18 protein-coding genes and 1 pseudogene are annotated in these 22,148 nt (G+C 73.3%); 12 read left to right on the top strand and 7 right to left on the bottom strand.

Annotation, left to right across the window (positions count from 1 at the left end):
- Nucleotides 1-432 (top strand): annotated as a pseudogene (locus VGD70_RS26590) (hypothetical protein); the annotation flags it as partial.
- On the opposite strand, the gene VGD70_RS26585 reads toward VGD70_RS26590, so the two are convergent.
- Together VGD70_RS26585 and ggh are read right to left on the bottom strand one after the other, a co-directional pair.
- Nucleotides 433-840, bottom strand: coding sequence for a DUF805 domain-containing protein (locus VGD70_RS26585; protein ID WP_331086002.1), 408 nt, complete (start codon nt 838-840; stop codon nt 433-435).
- A 54-nt stretch (nt 841-894) separates the two neighbouring features.
- A complete protein-coding gene (gene ggh, locus VGD70_RS26580) occupies nt 895-2,262 on the bottom strand; it encodes a glucosylglycerate hydrolase (RefSeq protein ID WP_331086000.1) in 1,368 nt (455 codons plus the stop codon).
- A gap of 220 nt (nt 2,263-2,482) precedes the next feature.
- Here ggh and VGD70_RS26575 point away from each other — a divergent pair, with 220 nt between their 5' ends.
- Both VGD70_RS26575 and VGD70_RS26570 read left to right on the top strand, forming a co-directional pair.
- Nucleotides 2,483-3,586 carry an ROK family protein gene (locus tag VGD70_RS26575; RefSeq protein WP_331085998.1) on the top strand — a complete coding sequence of 368 codons (1,104 nt, stop codon included), beginning with the start codon at nt 2,483-2,485 and terminating at the stop codon, nt 3,584-3,586.
- A 99-nt stretch (nt 3,587-3,685) separates the two neighbouring features.
- Nucleotides 3,686-4,087, top strand: a complete 402-nt coding sequence (locus tag VGD70_RS26570) for a hypothetical protein (RefSeq protein WP_331085996.1) — start codon at nt 3,686-3,688, stop codon at nt 4,085-4,087.
- Between the two features lie 43 nt (nt 4,088-4,130).
- Here the strand turns inward: VGD70_RS26570 and VGD70_RS26565 are convergent, their stop codons facing one another.
- On the bottom strand, nt 4,131-4,700 hold the full coding sequence (locus tag VGD70_RS26565) for a TIGR03086 family metal-binding protein (RefSeq protein WP_331085994.1): 570 nt from the start codon (nt 4,698-4,700) through the stop codon (nt 4,131-4,133).
- On the bottom strand, nt 4,697-5,665 hold the full coding sequence (locus tag VGD70_RS26560; protein WP_331085992.1) for a sigma-70 family RNA polymerase sigma factor: 969 nt from the start codon (nt 5,663-5,665) through the stop codon (nt 4,697-4,699). Before VGD70_RS26560 ends, VGD70_RS26565 begins: the two co-directional genes overlap by 4 nt.
- A 132-nt stretch (nt 5,666-5,797) precedes the next feature.
- Here VGD70_RS26560 and VGD70_RS26555 point away from each other — a divergent pair, with 132 nt between their 5' ends.
- Nucleotides 5,798-6,379: a dihydrofolate reductase family protein gene (locus tag VGD70_RS26555; RefSeq protein WP_331085990.1), complete on the top strand. Its 582-nt coding sequence runs from the start codon at nt 5,798-5,800 to the stop codon at nt 6,377-6,379.
- Here VGD70_RS26555 and VGD70_RS26550 read toward each other — a convergent pair whose 3' ends face one another.
- Entirely contained in the window at nt 6,380-7,144 is a 765-nt protein-coding gene (locus VGD70_RS26550) for an SDR family oxidoreductase (protein WP_331085988.1), read from the bottom strand.
- A 113-nt stretch (nt 7,145-7,257) separates the two neighbouring features.
- Here VGD70_RS26550 and VGD70_RS26545 point away from each other — a divergent pair, with 113 nt between their 5' ends.
- Entirely contained in the window at nt 7,258-8,460 is a 1,203-nt protein-coding gene (locus tag VGD70_RS26545) for a cysteine desulfurase-like protein (RefSeq protein WP_331085985.1), read from the top strand.
- A gap of 27 nt (nt 8,461-8,487) precedes the next feature.
- Here the strand turns inward: VGD70_RS26545 and VGD70_RS26540 are convergent, their stop codons facing one another.
- Together VGD70_RS26540 and VGD70_RS26535 are read right to left on the bottom strand one after the other, a co-directional pair.
- Nucleotides 8,488-8,841, bottom strand: a complete 354-nt coding sequence (locus VGD70_RS26540; protein ID WP_331085983.1) for an anti-sigma factor antagonist — start codon at nt 8,839-8,841, stop codon at nt 8,488-8,490.
- A 343-nt stretch (nt 8,842-9,184) separates the two neighbouring features.
- Nucleotides 9,185-10,417, bottom strand: a complete 1,233-nt coding sequence (locus VGD70_RS26535) for a hypothetical protein (RefSeq protein ID WP_331085981.1) — start codon at nt 10,415-10,417, stop codon at nt 9,185-9,187.
- A gap of 90 nt (nt 10,418-10,507) precedes the next feature.
- Between VGD70_RS26535 and VGD70_RS26530 the strand changes: the two genes are divergently transcribed.
- The 7 genes from VGD70_RS26530 to VGD70_RS26500 all read left to right on the top strand — a co-directional run bounded on the left by VGD70_RS26530 (nt 10,508) and on the right by VGD70_RS26500 (nt 22,093).
- Entirely contained in the window at nt 10,508-12,769 is a 2,262-nt protein-coding gene (locus VGD70_RS26530) for an AfsR/SARP family transcriptional regulator (protein ID WP_331085979.1), read from the top strand.
- Nucleotides 12,770-13,172: 403 nt separating this feature from the next.
- Nucleotides 13,173-13,916, top strand: a complete 744-nt coding sequence (locus tag VGD70_RS26525) for a transglycosylase SLT domain-containing protein (protein WP_331085978.1) — start codon at nt 13,173-13,175, stop codon at nt 13,914-13,916.
- Nucleotides 13,917-14,244: 328 nt separating this feature from the next.
- Nucleotides 14,245-15,480, top strand: a complete 1,236-nt coding sequence (locus VGD70_RS26520; RefSeq protein ID WP_331085976.1) for an MFS transporter — start codon at nt 14,245-14,247, stop codon at nt 15,478-15,480.
- Between the two features lie 493 nt (nt 15,481-15,973).
- Nucleotides 15,974-17,218, top strand: a complete 1,245-nt coding sequence (locus VGD70_RS26515) for a GGDEF domain-containing protein (RefSeq protein WP_331085974.1) — start codon at nt 15,974-15,976, stop codon at nt 17,216-17,218.
- A 112-nt stretch (nt 17,219-17,330) separates the two neighbouring features.
- Nucleotides 17,331-19,535, top strand: coding sequence for a phospholipase A2 (locus VGD70_RS26510; protein ID WP_331085972.1), 2,205 nt, complete (start codon nt 17,331-17,333; stop codon nt 19,533-19,535).
- Between the two features lie 156 nt (nt 19,536-19,691).
- Nucleotides 19,692-21,431 carry an LCP family protein gene (locus VGD70_RS26505; RefSeq protein ID WP_331085970.1) on the top strand — a complete coding sequence of 580 codons (1,740 nt, stop codon included), beginning with the start codon at nt 19,692-19,694 and terminating at the stop codon, nt 21,429-21,431.
- Between the two features lie 170 nt (nt 21,432-21,601).
- Nucleotides 21,602-22,093 (top strand): helix-turn-helix transcriptional regulator, encoded by a 492-nt coding sequence (locus tag VGD70_RS26500; RefSeq protein WP_331085968.1) that lies wholly within the window; start codon nt 21,602-21,604, stop codon nt 22,091-22,093.
- The last annotated feature ends 55 nt before the right edge of the window (nt 22,094-22,148 follow it).

Here is a 22,148-nt window from a genome sequence, read left to right as displayed (position 1 = left end):
CCGCCCGGCGCCATCGCCGACCCGGCCCCGCTCGCCGGCCGGCCGCCGCCACCCCGCCCGTGGCCGACTCACCCGACGTCGGCTCCCCCACCACCACCCCCAGCACCATCCCCAGCGCCACCACCTCCGGCGCCGCCCCCGCCGGTCCCCAAGGCTCCCGTCGAGACACCCGCGCCGCCCCCGGCGCCGGTCCCCACCCCGCCGCCACCGCGGGCCGTCCCGCCACCCCCACCACCGCTGCCACCGCCGCCCGCCGGGCCCCAGGTTCCGGCCCCGGCCGAGCCCACTCCGCGGCGGCGGGAGAAGCCGGTGGTCGCGGCGGCCACCGGCGTCCGCCCGGAGACGGAGGAGAAACGCCGCTGGGCCCTGACGGCGGCCATCGTGGTCCTGGCCGCCGGCGCCGCCGCGGCCCGGGGCGCCCGCCGCCGCTGATCAGCCGGGGCGCGGGGTCAGGCCGAACCTGTTCGGCTGCGGCTGGCCGGGCTCGGTCCACAGGACCAGCACGACGATCATCCCGATCATCGAGAACAGCAGGAAGCACCAGCCGCCGCCGCGGCCGGTGTCGTGGAGCCGCCGCATGCCGGCGGCCACCCACGGGACCAGCAGCAGGACGTAGGCGCCGGCGAAGAAACCGGATGCCCACGCCTCACCGCCGATGACCGCCCCGGCCAGGCCGGCGACCAGGAACACGCCGAGGCAGAAGAGCACGAAGTACCAGAACTCGGCCCGGGACGCCCGGCCCCGGGCGCGCACGGACTTCCGCAGACACGTCACGACCGCGGTGCCGAAGCCGATCGGCGCGCGCGGATCGTGCACCGGCGGTGCAGGTGGGCAGGTCACCCGCTCAGCGTGGCCGACGGCCGGCGGGACCGGTCCCGCCACGGCCGGACGCGGTCAGGCGGTGTGCAGCCAGTCCAGGACCACCGTCGCCGTCCAGGACTGCTGCTTGCTCCCCAGGGGCTCGCCGGTCATCGGGTTGTAGTACTCGGCGAACGAGCCGTCCTCCACCAGCCGCAGGCACTCGGTCCGCAGCTGCGCCGCGTGCTTCGGCCAGCCGCGGTGCTCGAACGCCCAGCCGAACAGCCACGCGATCACCGGCCACACCGGACCCCGCCAGTATTCTCGCGGCCGAAACCCCGGGTCGTTCGGCGACACCGACGGCGGGATCGCGGCGAACAGGTCCGGATGCCCGGCCCAGTCCGGCCCGCAGATCGTCTCGAGCAAGCGCTGCTCGTCCGCTTCGGGCAGCCCCCCGCACAGCAGCGGGGCGAAGCCGGCGATCGTCCGGGTCGAGAGCCACTCGTCGGTGCGCAGGTCCCGGTCCCTCGCCAGCCCGGACACCGGGTCGTAGGCGGCGGCCACGGCGGCCCGTGAGCGGCGGGCCCAGCCGCGCAGCTGCTTGATCTGCCACGCCGGCTGCCCGCTCTCCTCGCCGAGCGTGGCCAGGACCTCGCTGGCCAGCGCGAACAACGCGGTCACGAACACGTCGCCGACGAGGAAGCTCGAGGTCCGCACGACCTGGTCGGCGTCGTAGCGGACCTTGCGCATCTCCTCGATGAGCCACAGGTACCGGTCGTACTCGCGGTCGCTCGGCCGCTCCGCGTCGGCGTGCGAGACCAGGCCGCGGTCGAGCCGGACGTAGGGCGGCAGGTCCGGCCCGGGCACGACCGCCGAGTACGGGACGTCCCAGCGCGGCGAGTTGTCCATGCCGGACTCCCAGCCGTGCACGATCGCCAGGAGCCCGGTGGCGTGCGGGTCGCGGTGCCGGACCAGCCACTCGTGCCAGTGGTAGAGCCGCGGCCAGCCCTCGCGCAGCAGCCGCTCGACGGCGTCCACATCGGACTGCGAGCCGAGCCGGCCGGTGTCGACGATGCGGCGCAGGGCGATGGCGTGCACGGGCGGCTGGCAGATGCCCGACGTGCGCGGCGCGTCGGGGGCGTCCGCGTTGAGCTCCGCGGCGCCCCAGCGTTGCGGGCCCGGGAAGTAGCCGCCACCCTCGGAGAACACGATGTGCGGCAGCATCCCGTTGCGCCACTGGGCGGCGAGCAGGGTCTCGAGCTCCTGCACCGCCCGGTCGACGTTGAGGTGGGCGAGCCCGATGGAGATGAACGCGGTGTCCCAGCTCCACATGTGCGGGTACAACCGGGGAGCCGCGGTGATCATGGTGCCTATGTCATTGCCACTCAGCGTCCACGCCGCGCAGGCGGCCAGCTGCACCGACCCGAGCCGGCGGCGGGGCGCATGGGTGACACTGGGTCTCACGGTACCTCCAGCAGTAGCTCGAGTGGCGACTCGAGCATCTCGGTGCCGGTGGTGGCTACCGGTGCCACTTTGCACCTCCCACACTTATGTCTAATACTTAGACAGAAGTTATGGAGTATCAATTTAGGCGGGTGCCATGGCCGACGTCAACCGCGTGATCGCCCTTGGTGGCGCTGCCTCACCGGGAAATGTTCTCGCCGTGTTACGGGACTGTGGCCCCTTGACGCGTCACGAGCTTCAGGGGCGGCTGGGCCTGTCCCGGGCCACCCTGGTCGAGCGGCTGGACACGCTCACCCGGCTGCGGGTGATCGACACGGTCGGTCACCGCGCGTCCAGCGGCGGCCGGCGCGCGGCGCTGCTGGGCGCCGACCAGACCTCGCGGGTGGCGGTGGTCGCCCACCTCGGCGCGTCGCTGGCCACCGTCGGCGTCGCGGACCTGCGGGGCACGGTGCTGGCCGTGCACCGCGAGCGGCTGCCGCTCGGGCACGAGCCGCAGCACGTGCTGCCGTGGCTGCTGGACACCGCGCGTGCGCAGCTGTCCTCGCTCGACCGGTTCGGCGACCTCGCGGCGGTGGGCCTGGCCGTGCCGGGCCAGATCGACCACGAGACGGGTGTGTCGCTCATGCCGCCGACGATGCAGGCGTGGCGCGACCAGTCGCTGCGCGAGGTGTTCGCGGACGGCCTGGGGGTGTCCGTCCAGCTGGAGAACGACGCGAACGCGCTGGCCTACGGCGAGTACCTGGCCGCGGACGCGCCGCACTCGACCGTGCTCGGCGTGTGGATCGGGTCGGGCATCGGCGCGGGCGTGGTGATCGGCGGCCTGCCGCACCGCGGCGCGACCGGGTGCGCGGGCGAGATCGGCCACATCCGCATCGAGGACCGCGACGAGCGGTGCAGCTGCGGCCTGCGCGGCTGCGTGGCGGCGCTGGCCAGTGGGACGGCGCTGGTCCGGCAGCTGCGGTCGGAGGGTGCCCGCGCGCTGCCGGACGTGCTGCGCCGGGTCGAGGCCGGTGACCCGCACGCGGTGTCGCTGGCCACCGACGCGGGCCGGCTGCTGGGCACGGTCCTGGCGACGGTGGTGACGATCCTCAACCCGCACCGGGTGCGGGTGGGCGGCGAGATCGGGTCGCTGCGGCCGTTCCTGGCCGGCCTGGCGGAGACCCTGGGCCAGCAGGCGCACGAGGTCGCGGCCCGCGGGCTGGACGTCGGCCCGGCGGTCCTCGGCGACCTGGCCCCGCTGGTGGGTATGGCCGGCCTGGCCGCGGAGCACGTGTTCTCCCCGGCCGCCATCGACGAGGCGGCCACCCGCCTGGCGAAGGCGTAGCGGCCCCAAAAGTTTCTGGCTCTTTTTCCGGTCGGCATGTCTATCGAGGCGTCCCTGGTTCGACGTCTCTGTGACAGCAGCTCACGAAAGGACAGTCCGATGGCCACCACACTGACCCTGGTCGACAACCGGCCCAGGACTGCCCCGACCGTGACCGCCTCGCGGACCGCCACGCTGGCCGACGCGCTCGTCGCCGAGGACCACGCCGAGGACACCGGCTGGCTCGACCCGCTGGACCGGATGACCTGCCGGGTGCACCGCCGCTGGATCCACGAGTGCGCGCACAGCGAGCTGCACGTCATCCCCGTCACCGGCCACCGCTGGTGCCGCCCGTGCCGGCGCGAGCTGGAGCTGGCCGTCGACGAGGTCACCCGCACGGCCACCGTCCACTGCCCCCGCTGCCACCGCGGCCCCACCACCCACGCCGACACCCAGCTGATCGCCGCCTGCGAGGCGAGCCTGACCGCGGCCCGCGCCACCCGCCAGGCCGCGGCGGCCTGACGCTCCGCCGGCGGCCCGGCCTGGGGGCGGGCCGCCGGCGCGGTCACGGCCGGCGGCCGAGGAACGCCACCAGCCGGTCGCCCGGCGCCGCCCGGGCCGGAACCTCCACCGGTGCCGCGAACAGCGCCGGCCGGTCCAGCTCGCTCACCAGCAACGGCGAGAGGGCCAGCAGCTCCTCCGCCAGCGACGGCGGGATCGGCCGCGACCGGCCGACCGACCGGGCCACGTCCCAGCCGTGGACCGCCACCTCGACCGCGCCGGCCGTCGTCAGGATGCCGGTCGTCAGGCCCGCGTCCCCGACGGTGACCGAGACCTGCGACGTCGACGTCCACGCGCCCAGCAGCCGGCCCGCCCGGGCGCGCACCGCGGCCACCGGGTCGTCGGGACCGGCGCCGGCCTCGGGTGCGAGGTACACATGCCCCAGCTCGGCCGCCTCGTGCAGGGCCACCAGCGACTCGTCGATGTGGTCGAGCAGCGCCCGCAGGTCCCACTGCCCGCACGGCGTCGGCCGGGCCAGCTGCCGCGGGCTCACCTCGTGCAGCGCGCCGAGCATGTAGGTGATCGCCCGCTCGAGCAGGCCCACGCCGCCGAGCAGCACCCGGTCGTCGATCATGAGGTCTCCGGCAGGCCGAAGGTAGCGAACAGCCGCCGCCCGAAGAACGACACGACGTGCGAGAACGCGGACCCGTCGACGGTGACGACCTGCAGGCAGAACGGCCGGAACACGCCGTCCTCGGCCCGCAGGTAGAGCCCGACCGCGGGCGCGCCGTTGGCCTCGGTGACCACGCAGCGGAAGTCGCCGGGCCCGCCCGGGCACTGGCCGAGCAGGTGCCGCGCCACCGCGTCGCGCCCCTGGAACCACGTGGCGAACGGCGGCATCTCCCACACCGCGTCCTTCGCGAGCAGCGCCACGATCCCGTCGATGTCCTTGCGCTCGAACGCCGCGACGTAGCGCTCCAGGAGATCACGGGTCGGCGCCGACATCGGCTCGACGACGTCGTCCGGCGACGGCGCCACCGAGTCCAGCTGCGCCCGGGCCCGCTGCAGCGCGCTGTTCACCGCGGCCGTCGAGGTGTCCAGCAGCTCGGCGACCTCGGCCGCCCGCCACGCCAGCACGTCCCGCAGGATCAGCACGGCCCGCTGCCGGGGCGGCAGGTGCTGCAGCGCCGCGATGAACGCCAGCCGCATGCTCTCCCGCGACGCCACGATCGCGGCCGGGTCGGCGTCCGCGGCGCCCGACGGCATCGGCTCCAGCCACGGCACCTCCTCGCGCGTCTCCAGCGGCTGGCCGGCCGCGTCGCTCGGCCCGCCGAGGCTCGCCGGCAACGGCCGGCGGCTGCGGCTCTCCAGCGCGGTGAGGCACGCGCTCGTCGCGATCCGGTACAGCCAGGTGCGCAGCGACGAGCGGCCCTCGAACCGGTCGAACGCGCGCCACGCCCGCAGGTAGGTCTCCTGCACCAGGTCCTCGGCGTCGTGCACCGAGCCGAGCATCCGGTAGCAGTGCGCGAGCAGCTCCCGCCGGTACGGGTCGGCCTGGCTCAGGAAATCCGGCTCCACCGGCTTGTCGGCGACGGTCACGGCAGGCTCCTCTCGGGTGGCCACACCAGTTAAGACCAGCCGACGGCGAGAAAGTCATCGCTTCACCGATGAGTTCCGGGACGGGCCGGCGTTACACCGGCACATCCCGTTCATCGGAGCAAGGAGAAAGTCATGGCAACGGTCGCATCAAGCATGTCGGTGTCCCTGGACGGCTACGTCACCGGCCCGAACGACAGCCGGCAGCACCCGCTGGGTGAGGGCGGCGAGCGGCTGCACCGCTGGCTGGCCGGGGAGGACCACACCCCGGCCGACGCGGAGGTGCTCGGCGAGATGGTCCGCGACGCGGGGGCGATCGTGATGGGCCGCCGCTCCTACGACATCTGCGAGGGCGACGGCGGCTGGGGCGACGGCGGGCCGGCCGGGGACATCCCCTGTTTCGTGGTCACGCACGAGCCGCCGGCCACCGCGGCGCCGGTGTTCACGTTCGTCACCGACGGCGTGGCGAGCGCCATCGAGCAGGCCAAGGCCGTGGCCGGCGACGACGGCTGGGTGGGCCTGCACGGCGCGACGACCGCGCAGCAGGCCCTGGCCGCGGGCCTGGTCGACGAGATCCAGGTCCACCTGATCCCCGTCCTGATGGGCGGCGGTGTCCGGCTGTTCGACAACATCGGCGGCAAGCCGATCGACCTGGAGCGCACCCGCGTGGTGCAGACCCCGCAGGCGACGCACGTCCGCTACCGCGTGGTGCGATGACTAGTAGGTGACGTGCTTGCCGCCGTCGACGATCACCGTCTCGCCGGTGACCAGGTCCATGGCCAGCACGCCGAGCACCGCCTGGGCGACGTGCTCCGGGCCGGCCGTGCGACGCAGGGGCACCTGCGCGCGCTCGGCCCGGGCACGCTCGGCGAAGCCCGTGATGCCGTGGACGTCGGTCTGCCAGCGGGTCGCGACCGTGCCCGGGGCGATCGCGTTCACCCGCACCTCGGGGGCGAGCGCGACGGCGAGGTTTCGGGTCAGCTGCACCAGCGCCGCCTTGCTGACGCCGTACGCGATCGACGAGCCGCCCGCGCGGTAGCCGGCGATCGAGGCGATGTTCACCACCGCGCCGCCGGCCGCCCGCAGGTCGGCCGCGAACGCGCGGGCCAGCCGGAACGGGCCGAGCACGTTCACGTCGAGCACCTGGGCGAACGCCGCGTCGGTGAGGCCCTCGAGGTCCGCGTGCGGCACCCGGTGCGTGGTGGCCGCGTTGTTGACCAGCACGTCCATCCGGCCGAACCGCGCCCGCACCCGCTCGGCCAACGAGCGCACCGCGGCGGCGTCGCCGACGTCGGCCCGCTCGGCCACCGCCACGCAGCCGAGCGCGGCCAGCTCCTCGACCACGGCGGCCGCCTCGTCCGCCGAGCGCGAGTAGCCGACCACCACGCCCCGCGCGCCGGCCCGCGCGAGCGCCAGCGCGGTGGCCCGGCCGATGCCGGTGCCACCGCCGGTCACCACGGCGACCGTGTCGTGCAGGTCCATCCGGCTCCCCCCTGTCCTCGATCCGCCGGTCCGTCCACTGTGGACGTACCGGACGCCCTGCGCGCATGCGACCTAATGTAGGTGGGGATCGATCACCGGCGGTGGAGGTACTGATGACCTACGACGTGGCCAAGGTGCGGGCCGGGTTCCCGGCGCTCGCGGAGGGCACCGCCCACTTCGACGGCCCCGGCGGCTCGCAGACCCCGTCGCCGGTCGCGGCCGCGGTCGCCTCGGCGTTGACCGCGGGCGTGGCCAACCGCGGGACCGTCACCGCGGCCGAGCGCCGGGCCGAGCAGATCGTCGCGGCGGCCCGGCAGGCGGCCGCGGACCTGGTCGGCGGCGTGCCGGAGGGCATCGTGTTCGGCCGCAGCATGACCGCGCTGACGTATGACTTCGCCCGCGCGCTGGCGAAGGAGTGGCGCCCGGGCGACGAGGTCGTGGTCACCCGGCTGGACCACGACGCGAACGTCCGCCCGTGGGTCCAGGCCGCGACGGCGGCCGGCGCGTCCGTCCGCTGGGCCGACTTCGACCCGGCGTCGGGGGTTCTGTCGGCCGACAACGTCGCGGGTGTGCTCTCGCCGCGAACCCGCCTGGTGGCCGTGACCGCGGCGTCCAACCTGCTCGGCTCCCGCCCCGACGTGGCCGCCATCGCCGCCGCCGCGCGTTCCGTCGGTGCTCTGACCTATGTGGACGGAGTGCACCTGACCCCGCACGGTGTTGTCTCGGTGTCCTCGCTCGGGGCCGACTTCTACGCGTGCTCGCCGTACAAGTTCCTGGGCCCGCACCTGGGTTTCCTGCACGCGGCGCCGTCCCTGCTGGAGATGATCCACCCGGACAAGCTGCTGCCCGCGTCGAACGCGGTCCCGGAGCGCTTCGAGCTCGGCACCCTGCCGTATGAGCTGCTGGCCGGCACCACCGCGGCCGTCGACTTCCTGGCCGACCTCGTGCCGGGCACGGGTTCGCGCCGCGAGCGCCTGGTCACGTCGCTGACGGAGCTGGAAAAGCACGAGGCAGCGCTGCTGGACCGGCTGGACTCCGGCCTGGCCGCCATCCCCGGCGTCCGCCGCTACGGCGCCCCCGACCGCCCCCGAACGCCGACCGTCCTGTTCACCCTCCGCGGCCGGCGGCCGGCCCAGATCTACGCGGCCCTGGCCACCCGGAACGTCAACGCCCCGGCCGGCACCTTCTACGCCCTGGAATGCGCGAAACGCCTGGGTATAGCGGAAACCGGCGCCGTCCGAGCAGGGATTGCCCCCTACACCACCGACACGGACGTCGACCGCCTACTGGCAGGAGTCGACGAGCTCGCCGGCTAGGCGGTGGGGAAAGGCCCGGGGCAGGCGTCAGGCGCTGAGGGCCTCGTCCACCGTGGGATGCACGGCGAAGACCCGGTCCAGCGCGGTGACCTGGATGGCCCGGGGCACCACGCTGCCGGCGGCCACGATGGCCAGCGACATGCCGCGCTCGCTGCACCGGTTGTGCACCTCCACGAGCAGCGCCAGGCCGGCCGACCCGATGAACGTGACCGAGGACAGGTCGATCACCAACGGGTCCGGCGACGAGGACGCCGACTCCAGCGACGCCAACCGGTCGCGCAGCACGGGCACGGTGGCGAGATCGAGCTCGCCCCCCACCGACACGACCACGGCACTGCCGCGGGCGTCGATGTCCACCGTCAGCAGATCCGAAGAACCCACGTCGCCTCCAGCCGACTTCCGAGACCGGCGGACAAGCGTACAAAGGCCCCGAAGAGCCGACCTGTGCCAGTCCCCACACCGAAAGGCGCCGACGGTCCGTCCGCGCCGGGCACGGCTTACCCGCCAGGAGCGGATCGAAACCTACCGGTGGCGTCGATCTCCCGCAGGATGTCCAGGTGCCGGCCACGTCCGGTCGTGCGCCCGCCGGTGGGCACCGATGGGCGCGCCGAGTAACCGGTGGAACCGGCCCACCTCGACCCACCGTAAGCGCTTGGCCGGCACCGGCCGCTCGGCAGCGGTGGAGACCAGGTTCTCCGGGGCTGGTTTGTCCATGCCCCGCAAGCTACGCCGGGGGTACGACAGTTCCGGGCGACCGCGCGACCAGCGCCGCCAGCTCGCCCATCGCGACCTCCCGGAAAGCGGCCGTGACGAGCACCGACTCCACCGCACGCAGGCCCGACCCGAGCTCGGCGGCGGACAGCGAGTCCGCCCGCGCGGTCATCCCCGAGCCGTCCACCGCCAGCGCGAAGCCGCCCACGGCGGACGCCGACGAGGCCAGCGTCGACCGCCCGGCGAGGTCGCGCAGCTCGGCCTCCGGCGGCAGCACCGCGTCCCGCCGGGCCAGCCGGGAGTCGTCGAAGCCCGGGAACGACGCGACGTCCACGGCGTCCGCGAGGGCGTCCGGGTCGTACCGCGCGAACCGGTGCGCGCGCACGGTCGTCCGCCAGGCCTGCTGCACCAGCTCACCGAACGTCGGCACGGCGAGGTCCAGCACCACCAGGCCGTCCTGGGCGATCGCCGCCACCACGTCGCGCCGGTCGGGGTAGAACCGGTTGCTCACCACCGACCGCAGCGCCGCCAGCCGGTTGCCGGTCAGCGCCCCGACGACGCCGGCCGTGGCGGCCAGGTACACGGTCGACGCGCTCACCCCGTGCCGCGCTGCGACCGCGTGCGCGGCGACGTCCATCGCCGAGGACCGCAGCGTCGCCGACCACGCATCACCAGGCCGGCCGGCGGACAGCGACCTGACCCGGCGCAGCTCCTCGGTCCAGAACCGCACCGCCCGCGCGGTCAGCCGGACCCCCTGCGGCGACCGCTGCCACACCGCGTCGTCGGCGGGGTGGGCCGCCGACCGCACCGGCAACGCGCCGCGCAGCAGCAGGCCCAGGTCCTTGACGACGATCTCCGCGCCCTCGTGGTCGACCGCGAGGGGCCCGCACACCAGCACGACCTGCCGCACCACGTCATCGGCGGTGACCAGGCCGGCCCGCAGCGGCCACTCCGCCCGATCGTCGAACGGCGCCTCGAGTCCACCTGGTGGGAAGGACGGCCCGCGCTCGACCGGCAGCGCGCCGTTCTCGAACACCTGCTGCTCGTCCTCGCCCGTGAGTCTCGTCCGCAGTGCCTCGTGCCGGCCGACCAGCTGGGCGAGCGCGTCGGCGACGCGGGGAACGGGTACGCCGGGGACGTTCAGGACCCGGACCTGGGACGATGCGCTGGCGGTCCGCCGGATGTGCCGCTGCCCCCAGGTGAGCGGTGCGCCGCGGCTCCGCTCGCCGGCGAAGACGATCTTCATTCGACCTCACCTTCGCGGTGGGGTGGTGCGATGAAGCCCGGACGGCGGGCGAGTCTGGCACGCTGTGATCCTCTGGACAAGGGTTGACAGTTGGGACGTGGAGCGAGGTTCGGCGTGCTGGGGTCGGTCCAGGTCGACGACGGCCGGCCGGACCCGATCGGCAGCGCCCGGGAGCGGTTCGTCCTGGCCGTCCTGCTGCTCGGCGCCGGCCGGCCGGCCTCGGTGAGCCGGCTCATCGACGCGCTGTGGGACGACCCGCCGCGCTCGGCGAAGGCCCAGCTGCACAACATGATCAGCAACCTGCGCCGCCGCGTCGGCGAGGAACGCATCGTCACCGGCCCGGCCGGCTACGAGCTGCGGCTGGGCGAGGCGACGCTCGACGTGCTCGACTTCCGCCGGCTGGCCGCCGAGGGCCAGCGCGCCAGGGCCGGCGGCGACGCGGCCGTCGCGGTGGCGCTGCTCGGCGAGGCCCTGGCGCTGTGGCGCGGCCCGGCGCTCGCCGACGTCCCGGACGAGCTGGCCACCGCCACCCGGCACGCCCTGCACGAGGAGCGGCTCGTGGCCGCGGAGGCCCGGTTCGAGGCCCAGCTCACCCTCGGCCGGCACGCCGACGTGCTGCGCGACCTCGAGCCGCTGCTCGCCGAACACCCGTTCCGCGAGACCTTGCACCAGGCCCGGATGGTGGCGCTGCTCGGCACCGGCCGCCGGGCCGACGCGCTCGTCGCCTACCGCGAGGCACACCGCCGGTTCGTCGACGGGCTCGGCATCGAACCCGGGCCCGCGCTGCGCGACCTCGAGGGCCAGCTCCGGCGCGGCGAGGACCTCACTCCCACCACGACGCCGACGGTGGTCGCCCGCCAGCTGCCGCCGGTGACCGCGGTGCTCACCGGCCGGGACGGGCTGATCGACGAGATCACCGGGTCCGCCGCGCCGGTGCGGGTGCTCGTCGGGCCCGGCGGCGTCGGCAAGACGACGGTGGCGCTCGCGGTGGCCGGCCGGCTCGCCGCCTCCTTCCCGGACGGCCAGCTCTACGCCGACCTGCGCGGCAGCCAGGAGAGCCCCGCCGACCCGCACGCGATCCTCGGCCGGTTCCTGGCCGCGCTCGGCGTGCGGCAGTCCACGCTGCCGCAGGACCGGGCCGAGCGGGTGGCGATGTACCGGGGCGTGCTGGCCAGGACCCGGACGCTGGTCGTGCTCGACGACGCCGCCGGCGAGGAGCAGCTGCGCACGCTCGTGCCGGACGACCCGGGCTGCGTCGCGCTGGTCACCTCGCGCCGCCAGCTCGCCGGGACCGCGCGGTGGACGGTGCCCGTGCTCGCCGAGGAGGACTGCCTGGAGCTGCTCGGCCGGATCGTCGGCCAGGAGCGCACGTCCGCCGAGCCGGCCGCGGCCACCGAGCTCGCCGCGGTGTGCGGGCGGCTGCCGCTCGCGGTGTCCATCGTGGCCGCCCGGCTCGCCGTCCGCCCCGACTGGACGCTCGACGAGCTGCGCGGGCGGCTCGCCGAGGAGCGGCACCGGCTCGACGAGCTGGCCGTAGGCGACCTGGACGTGCGGGCCAGCATCGCGTTGAGCTACCGCACGTTGAGCCCGCGGGCGCGCCGGCTGTTCCGGCTGCTGGGGCTGGTCCGGGCGGCGGACTGGCCGGTGTGGGTGCCGCGGGTGCTGCTCGGCGAGCCGGCCGGCGACCTGGTGGCCGAGCTCGTCGACGTGCACCTCGTGGCGCCGCTCGGCGCCGACGCCGCCGGCCAGGACCGGTTCCGGCTGCACGACCTCGTCGCCGACTACGCCCGCGAGCAGGCCCGCGAGCACGAGCCGGACGCCGCGGCCGCCTCGACCCGGCTGCTTGCGGGGTGGCTCGCGCTGGCCGCGGCGGCGGACGAGCGGATCCCGCACGGCGAGGGGTTCGCGGTCCCGGCGTCCACCGGTGCGCCGCCGGTCGCGGTGACCGCGCCCTACGACTGGTTCGACGCGGAGCGGGCCGGTCTCCTCGGCGCGATCGAGGAGGCCGTGCGGCTGGGCCGGCCCGACCTCGCCGGGCAGCTGGCGCTGCGCATGTCCGGGTACCTGAAGCTGCGCTGCGACTACGACGACTGGCTCGCGGCGCTGCGCCTGGCGATCGACCCCGTGCGCGCGGCGGGGCTGGACCACGTGCTGGTCAAGCTGTTGAGCGCGCTGTTCGTGGCACACGGGCTCGCCGACCGGTACGACGAGCAGGTGGCGGTGGCCGAGGAGGAGCTGGCCGTGGCGCGCCGGCTGGGTGACCGCGGCGCCGAGGTGGTCGCGCTCGCGCACACCGGGCGGGCGGTGCGCGACCTCGACGAGCGCCGCCTGCCGCCGTTCCCGCCGGGTTAAGGCCTGTCTCGTAGATCATCGGGTGACGTCCTGCGCCGACCACCGGAACCTCAGGGGACCGTGACGACACCCAACCACCACCCACCCCGACACCCACACCATTCCCCGGGACCCAACGCACACTCTCAATCCCGGAGAGGCGGACTAAGGCCTGCCACGTAGATCATCGGGTGAAATCCAGCACCACCACCGGAACCTCAGGGGACCGTGACGGCACCCAGCCACCATCCACCCCCGATACCCGCACCATTCGCTGGAACGCAACGCACACTTTAAATCCCGGGGAGGCGGACCAGCCCGGCTGTGCAGCCGACCTGCTCGCTCGTGCAGTCGCGCTGGTCCCCGCGCCGCCCCGGCGGCCACCCTCGAGGGGCAGGCACCGACGAGCACGTGGAGGCAGGCCGTGAGCAAGCTCTCGTCCGAGCAGATCGCCCAGTACGCGCACGACGCGGGCTTCCGCGGCCACGACCTGAGCACCGCGGTGGCCATCGCGCTCGCCGAGTCCGGCGGGCGGTCCCGGGCGCACAACGCCACCCCGCCGGACGACTCCTACGGCCTGTGGCAGATCAACATGCTCGGCGCGCTCGGCCCGGAGCGCCGCCACCAGTTCCACCTCGACGCCAACCGCGAGCTGTTCGACCCGGCGACCAACGCCGAGGCCGCGTTCGCGATCTCCGGCAAGGGCGCCTCGTTCCGGCCGTGGTCCACCTACACCAACGGCGCGTACAAGTCCCACCTCGACGAGGCCCGCCGCGGCGTCAAGGCGATGCGGCACCACGACAACACGAAGAAGGACCATCCGCCCGCACAGGGTGGCGGTGGCCGGGACGGCTTCCGGGTCGACCCCGACGCGCTCACCGGCTACGCCAAGCGCGCCCGCACGATCGCCGACGAGCTGACCGCGCTGCGCACCAAGGAGCTGCACAAGGTCCGCTCGGTCGCCGACGACAGCTTCGGCCTGATCGGCAAGGAGACCGGCTTCGCCGACGCGCTCGACCGGTTCGGCGAGTCGCTGCAGCGGCAGGTGCGCGGGGTCCGCCAGAACGCCGACACGCTCGCCGGCTCGGTGTCCCGGACGGCCAGGCACTACCGCGAGCAGGACGCCGGGATCGCCGACGATCTGTTGCGGCTACTACGGGACAAGTAAGGTCACTCCGACCGGTGAAATCGGACGGTCCAGGCACGCAGATCGTCCGCAGACACCCACTCTGAGCTGCACAAACGGGCGCTTCACTAGGCTGGAAGGGTTACAACTGGCATCTGGGAACACGGCGAGACCAACCACCGATGCCCACGGTTCTCACCGGTGCCGGTACTCTGAGCTACGTGATGATGACCGGTTGAGCATCATCGCGAGGGCGAGAAAGTAGTTGACCGTGTACCGCGTGTGTCGAGCGCTGCCCGGTCGGCCGTGCGCGGGGGCAGTTCCCGCCACCGGGGCGAATCTGCCGTCGTAGTCGACACGGGGGTTGACGTTGAGCCAACGGACGCCGGGATTCTCCGCCGTGCTGGCGGTCCCGGAGTTCCGCGCGCTCTGGTTCGCCGAGGCGCAGTCCGTCTTCGGCGACCAGCTGGCCAAGGTCGCGCTCACCATCCTCGTCTACGACCGCACCGGCTCGGCGCTCTGGGCCGCGGTGGCCTACGCGCTCACGTTCCTCTCCGCGCTCGCCGGCGGGCTGGGCCTGTCCCAGCTGGCCGACCGGTTCCCGCGCCGCCAGCTCATGGTCACCTGCACGGTGCTGCAGGCCGTCGTCGTGGGCGTCATGGCCATCCCCGGCATGCCGATAGCCGTGCTCTGCGTGCTGGTCTTCGCCATCGGGCTCATCCAGTCGCCGGCCGCGGCCGCGCAGAACGCGGTCACCCGTGAGGTCTTCACCGACGACGAGCTCTACCTGCGCAGCCAGGACCTGCGCGGGATCACCACCAACACGCTCATGCTGCTGGGCCTCGCCGGCGGTGGCGTGCTCGTCGTCGCCATCGGCACCAGCTGGGCACTCGCCATCGACGCGGTCACGTTCCTCATCAGCGCGGTCGTCGTGCACCGGTACGTGAAGAACCGCCAGGTCGCCGGCAGCAAGGCCGACGGCTGGTTCGACCCGGCCCGCTGGGTGTTCGGCAACGGCCGGATGCGCGTACTGCTCACCCTGTCCTGGCTCGTCGGCCTGGTCGTCATCCCCGAGGGCCTCGTCGCCCCGCTCGCCAAGGAGCTGGGCGCGTCCAGCGCGGCGGTCGGCTGGCTGCTCGCCGCCGACCCGCTCGGCTTCGTCGTCGGCACCTACGTGCTCTCCCGGTTCGTCGCCGCGGAGCACCGGATCCGGGTCATGGGTGTGCTCGCGGTGTGCTCGTCGGCAACACTCATCGCGTTCGCGCTAACACCGCACGTCGCTTTCGCGATAGTCCTGTTGGCACTGGCCGGAGCTTTCGGCGCCTACCAGATCACGGTCAGCGCCACGTTCAACACGTTGGTGCCCAACGAGATCCGCGGCGGGGCGTTCGGGGTCATCCGAACAGGTCTGCGGGTGTCGCAGGGCATCGGGGTCGCCATCGGCGGCGCGGTGGCGGAACTGCTCGGCTCGACCACCACGACGATCGCCCTGGCTGGTGTGCTGGGAGTCGCCATCGCCATCCCGGCGACTGTGGCCTGGGCGCGGCTCAACCGATCGGTCGGCAACGCCCGAGTCGTACCGAACGTGAATACGCTGACCTCATGAGTGGTGTGCTGGTCGAGAAAGACCAGGCAGGAGGTCGAGCGGGTGCGTTCAGAGGTCGCGATCCCTCATCACGATTCACCTCCATGGCGGGGTCACCAGAGCCGAGTTGGTCATCCCCCCAGGACATTCTGTCAGATGCTCACAGATCACGACCTGACGTCAAGGTCCACCTCCCGCTGGCACGGGACAGGCGTCGGAGGGCACGTCCTGGCGGTACCGGCCAGTGGCGCAGGCGCATGCTAGCCGGTGATGCCGGAGCATTGCTTCCAGCACCTTCGAGGCACACTTGCGTGTGACACGGAGGGAGGGAGGCAAGTCCATGAGTTTCACCGCTCACGACGGGCCCGGGCGCACGCCGCCTGCGGAAACCCCTCCCACCACCCTGAACGGAGATGGGACGGGACCGGCCGAGCGTGCTCAGGGCCAGCTACCTGTTTCACCTACAAGTGTGAACGATCAGCGCGACTCGCAACACCGTGGCAACCGATTTGTAGTGCATCTGCGCCAGTGGGCTTTCTGGCGCCAGCGGCCCCGGCTCATCGCGTACATGGTGACCTGCGAGTTGGCGGCCATCACGTGCATCGTGCTCGCCACTGTGACCGCGCCCACACCGACCGGCGCGGACTGGCTCCGGCTCGCCGCGGTGGCCACCTGCGCGACAGTCCACCTTCAGCTGTCACGGCGGCAGGAGGAGCGGCGCCGTAGCCGCAAGCCCACCGTGCAGATCGACCTCGTCGGCATCTGGTCGTTCGCGGGCGTGGTCGTGCTGCCCGTGCACCTCGCGCTGCTGGGCATCGTCCTCAGCCGTACCCAGCGCTGGTTCGTCGCCCGCCGCCCGCTCTACCGGTTCGCGTTCTCCACCTCCAGCGTGCTGCTGGCCGCCGTCGCCACCCACCAGATGGTCACCGCGTTCGGGCCGCGGAGCTGGTCGGCGCTGTCGGTGCCCAACTCGATCACCGAGTTCGGCATCCTGCTGCTCGGCGGGCTGGTGTACTTCTCCGCGCAGGCCGTGATCATCGGTGTCGGCGCCATCCTCATCAGCACCTCGCGGCCCACGATCCGGACCGTGCTGGGCACCAAGGACGACAACGAGCTAGAGGCGCTCACCATCGCGCTCGGGACGGTCGCGGCCATCCTGTTGGTGAACCTCCCCGCGGCGCTCGCGATCATCGTGGTGATCAGCGTCATCGGCAACCGCATCGCGGAGGTCAGACAGCTGCAGGTCGACGTGCGCACCGATCCCAAGACCGGCCTGCTGAACATGCGCGGCTGGCGCGAGGGCGCCGAGCGGGCACTGTCCCGGGTGGAGCGGGCCAACGGCTCGGCGGCCGTGCTGATGGTCGACCTCGACCACTTCAAGTCGATCAACGACACGTGGGGTCACCCGGCGGGCGACGACATGCTCGAGTACGTCGCACACGCCCTGCGCGGGGCGACGCGCCCCAGCGACATCGTCGGCCGGTTCGGCGGCGAGGAGTTCGTGGTGCTGCTCCCGGAGACGGACGACGCCGAGGCCGAGCAGGCGGGCGAGCGGATCCGCCGGATGATCTCCGAGCTGCACGTCCCGACCACCGACAAACGCGGCGGCCCGGTGGCGATCACCCACCGCACGACGTCGATCGGCGTGGCGGTGTACCCGCGGCACGCGACCGGCCTGGGCGACCTGCTCCAGGCCGCGGACGCCGCGGTCTACGAGGCGAAGGAGAACGGCCGGGACCAGGTCCGCATGGCCTCCTGACCGCCGGCGAACCCCTTGGTATTACGGGCAGGTAATACCAAGGTGCTCTCTTCCGGGAAACGGGCTGAGCTGCGTGATCGCGGCGAGTAGCCTTCGAACCCATGGGGACCCGATGATCGGGGAGGCGTCGGCAGGCCCACCGCCGGGGGGCGGGCGGGTCGCCACCGGTGTGCCCAGGCTGCGGTGGCTCGTCGTCATGATCCTCGCCGCCGCCGCGTTCGCGGTCATCGCCTCGCGGCCCAACCCGCCGGTCACCCACCCGCCGACCGGCGAGGTCGCCAAGGTCCAGCAGGCCATCGAGGACCAGCTCGACCCCGGCTCCGGCCGCGACCCGCTCGCCGCGCTGCCCGCCGACTTCACCACGGTCAGCGGCCGCCACCCGATCCACCTGAAGGCTCCCGACGGCACCGTCCGCGCGGTCCACCCCGGCGGCGGCTGCTCCTCCCCCTGGGGCGACACCCGCTGGGACTACAGCGTCGGCTGCAAGGCCCACGACCTCGGCTACGACATGCTCCGCTACGCCGATCGCAAGGGCCAGCCGCTGTCCCCCGAGCTCCGCGAGCGCCTCGACGACCGGCTCTCCAAGGACATGCACGCCCAGTGCACGCTCAACCCGCGCGGCTCACCGGCGGCCTGCGAGGTCGTCGCCTCCTTCTACACCGTCGGCCTCGTCGTCAACTCCTGGCACCAGCGCTGGGGACCGCCGCAGAACGAGCCCGTCGGGCCGTGGTCGGTGGCCATGGTCGTGATCCTGCTGCTCATCGCCGTCCGCGCGCCCGCGGTCGTGCGGCGCGGCGTCCGGCACAAGCCACGCCGCGCGCCGACCCAGCCACGCCTCGACCCCACCGAGCAGGCGCAGACCGACTACCTCGGCTTCCTGCGCATCGTCAGCCTCACCGGCATCGTGCTCGCCGAGTCCATGCTCGCGTTCACCATGCGCGGCGCCGCCGAGGCCGGCTGGCTCTGGCCGCTCACCTGGCTCCTCCAGCTCGTGCCTCTCTTCTTCCTCGCCGGCGGGCACGCCAACCTCCTCGCGTGGCGCGCCGCCCGGGACGCCGGCGCCGGCTACGGCACCTACCTCGTGGGCCGGATCGGCTGGCTCATCCGGCCCACGCTCGCGTTCGTCATCGCCTGGCTCGTCGTCCCGCTCTCCCTCGAGCTCCTCCAGGCCCCGGACGACGCGATCACGGCGTTCAGCAGGCTCATCGTCCAGCCGCTGTGGCTGCTCGGCCTCTACCTCCTGGTCGTCGCGGTCACCCCGGTCATGCACCGGCTGCACCTTCGGCTGCCGTACTCGACCCCGCTCGCACTGCTGGCCGGCGTCGTCGCGCTCAGCTTCTTCGGCGGCTCAGTCGCCGCCCACGCCGGCGGCGTGCTCGTGGCGCTGCTGTTCGGCCAGCTCGCCTTCCACTACGCCGACGGCACGCTGTGGCGGCTGCCGCGCTGGGCGCTCGTCGCCGGGGCGGCCGTCGCGTTCGCCGGGCTGGTCGCGCTCACCACGCTCGGCGCCCAGCCCAAGCTCCAGCTCGCCGAGCCGACGGGGTACGCCGCGTTCGCGCCCTCGCTGGCCGGCGTGCTGCTGATCGGCCTCGTGCAGGTCTGCCTCGTCGCGCTGCCCCGCGAGCCCGGCCTGCGTGCGGTCGCCACCAGCCCGCCGGCCCGCGCGATGGACGTGGTCCGCGCCGCGCCGATGACCGTCTACCTCGTCTATCTCCTCGCGATGCTGCTGCTCGAGGGCCTGGTCGGGGTCGCCCGCAGCGCCGGGGTGGCGGCCGGCGGCATCGACTGGCTCATCCGCCCGCGCACCATGCTCGCGCTCGGCCTCATCGCGATGCCCACGCTGCTGTCCTTCCTCTGGTTCGAGCGCCGCGGGCAGGCCGCGCCGGAGCCCGAGCTCGTCGAGGTCACCGAGGACGAGCCGCGGACCTGGACCGACACCGCGGCGGCCGCGCTCGGCGTGGCGTTCGGGGCGCTGGGCGTGCTGGGCTTCGCGGTCACCGGGCTGTCCGGCTGGACGCAGACCTCGGCGCTGCTGGGTCTGCCGATCGACCCGATGGCCAACCTCATCCACCTGCTGGCCGGCTGGTACCTCGTGCACTGCGTCCACCTGCAGACCAGCTCGCGGCCGAGCCCGTGGCTCGTCACCGCCATCGCGTGCGTGCCGCCGATGATCACGACGGTGAGCGGTGTCGGGACGATCGTGCACGGTGGGATCATGGTCGGGGCGCTGGCGGTCGCGGTGGTGTGCGCGCAGCCCTCGCGGGCGAGACAGCCGGGCGCCCGGCCGGTGCCGGTGGGTGGCCGTCCGAGCGGCTGACCACACCTTCCGAAGCCAAAACGCGCGCCGGTCCCGTCACGGTGAGCGACGTATGCCACCCTACGGGGCAACCCCCGGGCATCCCGGCGCGTCTACATCTGTGTCAGGGGACGGCATGCTCGGGAACGACCAGGGACCGCTGCGGGAGGAGTCGGGGTGAACCATCGGCCGCCGAGGTCGGACGGCCACGGGGAGGAGCGCGGCAGGTCCACACCGCCGCGTACCGGTGGACGCACGCCTGCGAACGCCGGCCGGGTCGTCGGGGGCCGGCCGGCGCGCGCGGCACGCCCCGAGCCGGTCCGTGAGGACCCCTACCGCCGCCCGAAGCCACGCACCTCCGACGCGCGCTGGCAGCCACTGCCCGACGCGCCGACCGTGCGCCGCGAGCGGGCGGTCAGCCCGCCCAGCCGCCGCCGCCCGGGGGTCACCGGCGGCAAGGTGGCGCTCACCGTCTTCTCCGTGCTCATCCTCGTCGTCACCGGCTACTACTGGCGCGAGCTGCAGTCGTGGAGCCAGGACATGCAGACCGCCGACGTCATCGACCAGCCGCCCACCGAGCGGCCGGCCGACGGCGCCATCGACATCCTCATGGTCGGCATGGACAGCCGCACGGACGCGCAGGGCCACCCGCTGTCCGAACAGCAGCTCGCGATGCTCAGCGCGGGCCAGAGCGACGGCGAGCTCAACACCGACACGCTGATCCTCATCCGGATCCCCAACGACGGGAAGGCCGCGGTCGGCATCTCGATGCCGCGCGACTCCTACGTCGACATCCCCGGCTACGGCCAGCACAAGATCAACTCGGCGTACCTGCGGGCCAAGAACGACGCCATGCGGCAGCTGCGCAACGAGGGCGTCACCGACCGGGCCCAGCTCGAGGTCCGGTCCAACCAGGAGGGCGCGAAGAACCTCATCGCGACCGTCGAGGGCCTCACCGGCGCCTCCATCGACCACTACGCCGAGGTGAACCTGCTCGGCTTCTACGACATCACCCGGGCCATCGGCGGCATCGACGTCTGCCTCAAGGCGCCGGTCCACGACTCCTACTCCGGGGCCCGCTTCCCGGCCGGCCAGCAGAACCTGTCCGGCGCGCCCGCACTCGCGTTCGTCCGCCAGCGGCACGGCCTGGTCAACGGCGACCTCGACCGGATCGTGCGCCAGCAGGTCTTCATGACCGGCATGGCGAAGAAGGTCTTCTCCCAGGACATGCTCACCCCCGGCTCGGGCACGCTGGACAAGCTGCGCGCCGCGATCCAGAAGTCGGTCGTGCTCGACCGGGACTGGAACATCATCCAGTTCGCCCAGCAGATGATGAACTTCACCGGCGGCAACCTGTCGTTCAAGACCATCCCGGTCGGCCGCCCCGACCTGGAGACCCCCTCGGACGGCTCGGCGATCGAGGTCGACCCGAGTGCGGTGAAGTCGTACGTGCGGGGCCTGCTCGGCACCGGCCAGCAGAAGAGCAGCGGCGCGTCCACCCCGAGCGACGACGGCAGCGCGGCGAACCAGGGCGGCAACGAGCAGATCACCGTCAACGTCCGCAACGCCACCGGCCAGCCGGGCCTCGCCGACTCGGTGGCCACCTCGCTCGCCGGGCAGGGCTTCACCAAGGGCGACGTCGGCAACGCCGACCCGCGTGCGTCCACGGTGGTCCGCCACGCCCCGGGCGAACAAGACGCCGGCAACCGGGTCGCCAGTGCGCTCGGCGGGAGCCCCGCCGTCGAGGAGGACGCCAACCTGCCGGCCGGCACGGTCACCGTCCTGCTGGGCGACGACTACCACGCCAGCAACGCCGACGCGAGCGGCCAGCGCCTCCAGGGCCGGCCGCTGCTGCACCTGTCGCCCGCGAAGGCGCGCCAGCCCGCCGCACCCGATACCTCCGGTTGCGTGAACTGACCTACTCCGTTCGGCCGACATCGTCGGCCGGGTTCCCGCGTTACAGAGCCATTCGGCGCAATTGCTCAAGCAAATTGTGAAAACCCGCGTAATCGCCCGCCACTTCATCACTTCCTCTTATGTCGGCACCCGGTCTGGCGAACCGGGATGCCACTCAGAGAGGGGCGATCGTGCAGCTGGACACAGCGACCTACCAGCGAGTTCTCGGCGACGAGTTGCGCCGCCTGCGCAAGCAGCGCGGCTGGACCCGCCGCGATCTCAACCGCCGGCTGCAGAGCGACATCTCACTCCAGACGCTGGCGACCTACGAGCTCGGCACCCGGCAGTGCTCGGTGGTGCGGCTCGTCGAGATCTGCATCGCCCTCGACGAGGTACCCCACGAGCTGCTCGGGCGGGTGCACCAGCGGGTGTTCAGCGACTCGCCGGTCGGGCGCATCCGGATCGACCTGCGCAAGGTCGTCCGGGACACCCAGCCGGAGCTGCTGCCCCTGCGCCGCTGGGCGAAGGGAAAGCTGGCCGAGCTCAACGGCCATCAGTCCCCCGACGTGAGCCTCGACATCTCCGCCCTGGAGCGGATGGCCGAGCTGTGCGGCGTGGAGACCGTCGACCTCATCGCGAGACTGAGACAGATCACCGGCCCGGTCCACGAAGGGGACGACTGACCGCACCGACCGCTCAGCCGCACTGCGCCTGGACGGTCTCGACGTACGCGCTCGT

It is taken from the genome of Actinophytocola sp., assembly GCF_036402745.1.
In the GTDB taxonomy this organism is placed as follows: Bacteria; Actinomycetota; Actinomycetes; order Mycobacteriales; family Pseudonocardiaceae; genus Actinophytocola.
Note: the sequence above shows the minus strand (reverse complement) of the source record. Positions and strands in the feature narration are given on the sequence as shown.

Excerpts from the sequence above, each read along its gene's own strand:
- VGD70_RS26570 (WP_331085996.1), top strand. The coding sequence starts at position 3,686 with ATGGCCACCACACTGACCCTGGTCGACAACCGGCCCAGGACTGCCCCG.
- VGD70_RS26565 (WP_331085994.1), bottom strand. The coding sequence starts at position 4,700 with ATGATCGACGACCGGGTGCTGCTCGGCGGCGTGGGCCTGCTCGAGCGG.
- VGD70_RS26555 (WP_331085990.1), top strand. The coding sequence starts at position 5,798 with ATGGCAACGGTCGCATCAAGCATGTCGGTGTCCCTGGACGGCTACGTC.
- VGD70_RS26550 (WP_331085988.1), bottom strand. The coding sequence starts at position 7,144 with ATGGACCTGCACGACACGGTCGCCGTGGTGACCGGCGGTGGCACCGGC.
- VGD70_RS26545 (WP_331085985.1), top strand. The coding sequence starts at position 7,258 with ATGACCTACGACGTGGCCAAGGTGCGGGCCGGGTTCCCGGCGCTCGCG.
- VGD70_RS26535 (WP_331085981.1), bottom strand. The coding sequence starts at position 10,417 with ATGAAGATCGTCTTCGCCGGCGAGCGGAGCCGCGGCGCACCGCTCACC.
- VGD70_RS26510 (WP_331085972.1), top strand. The coding sequence starts at position 17,331 with ATGATCGGGGAGGCGTCGGCAGGCCCACCGCCGGGGGGCGGGCGGGTC.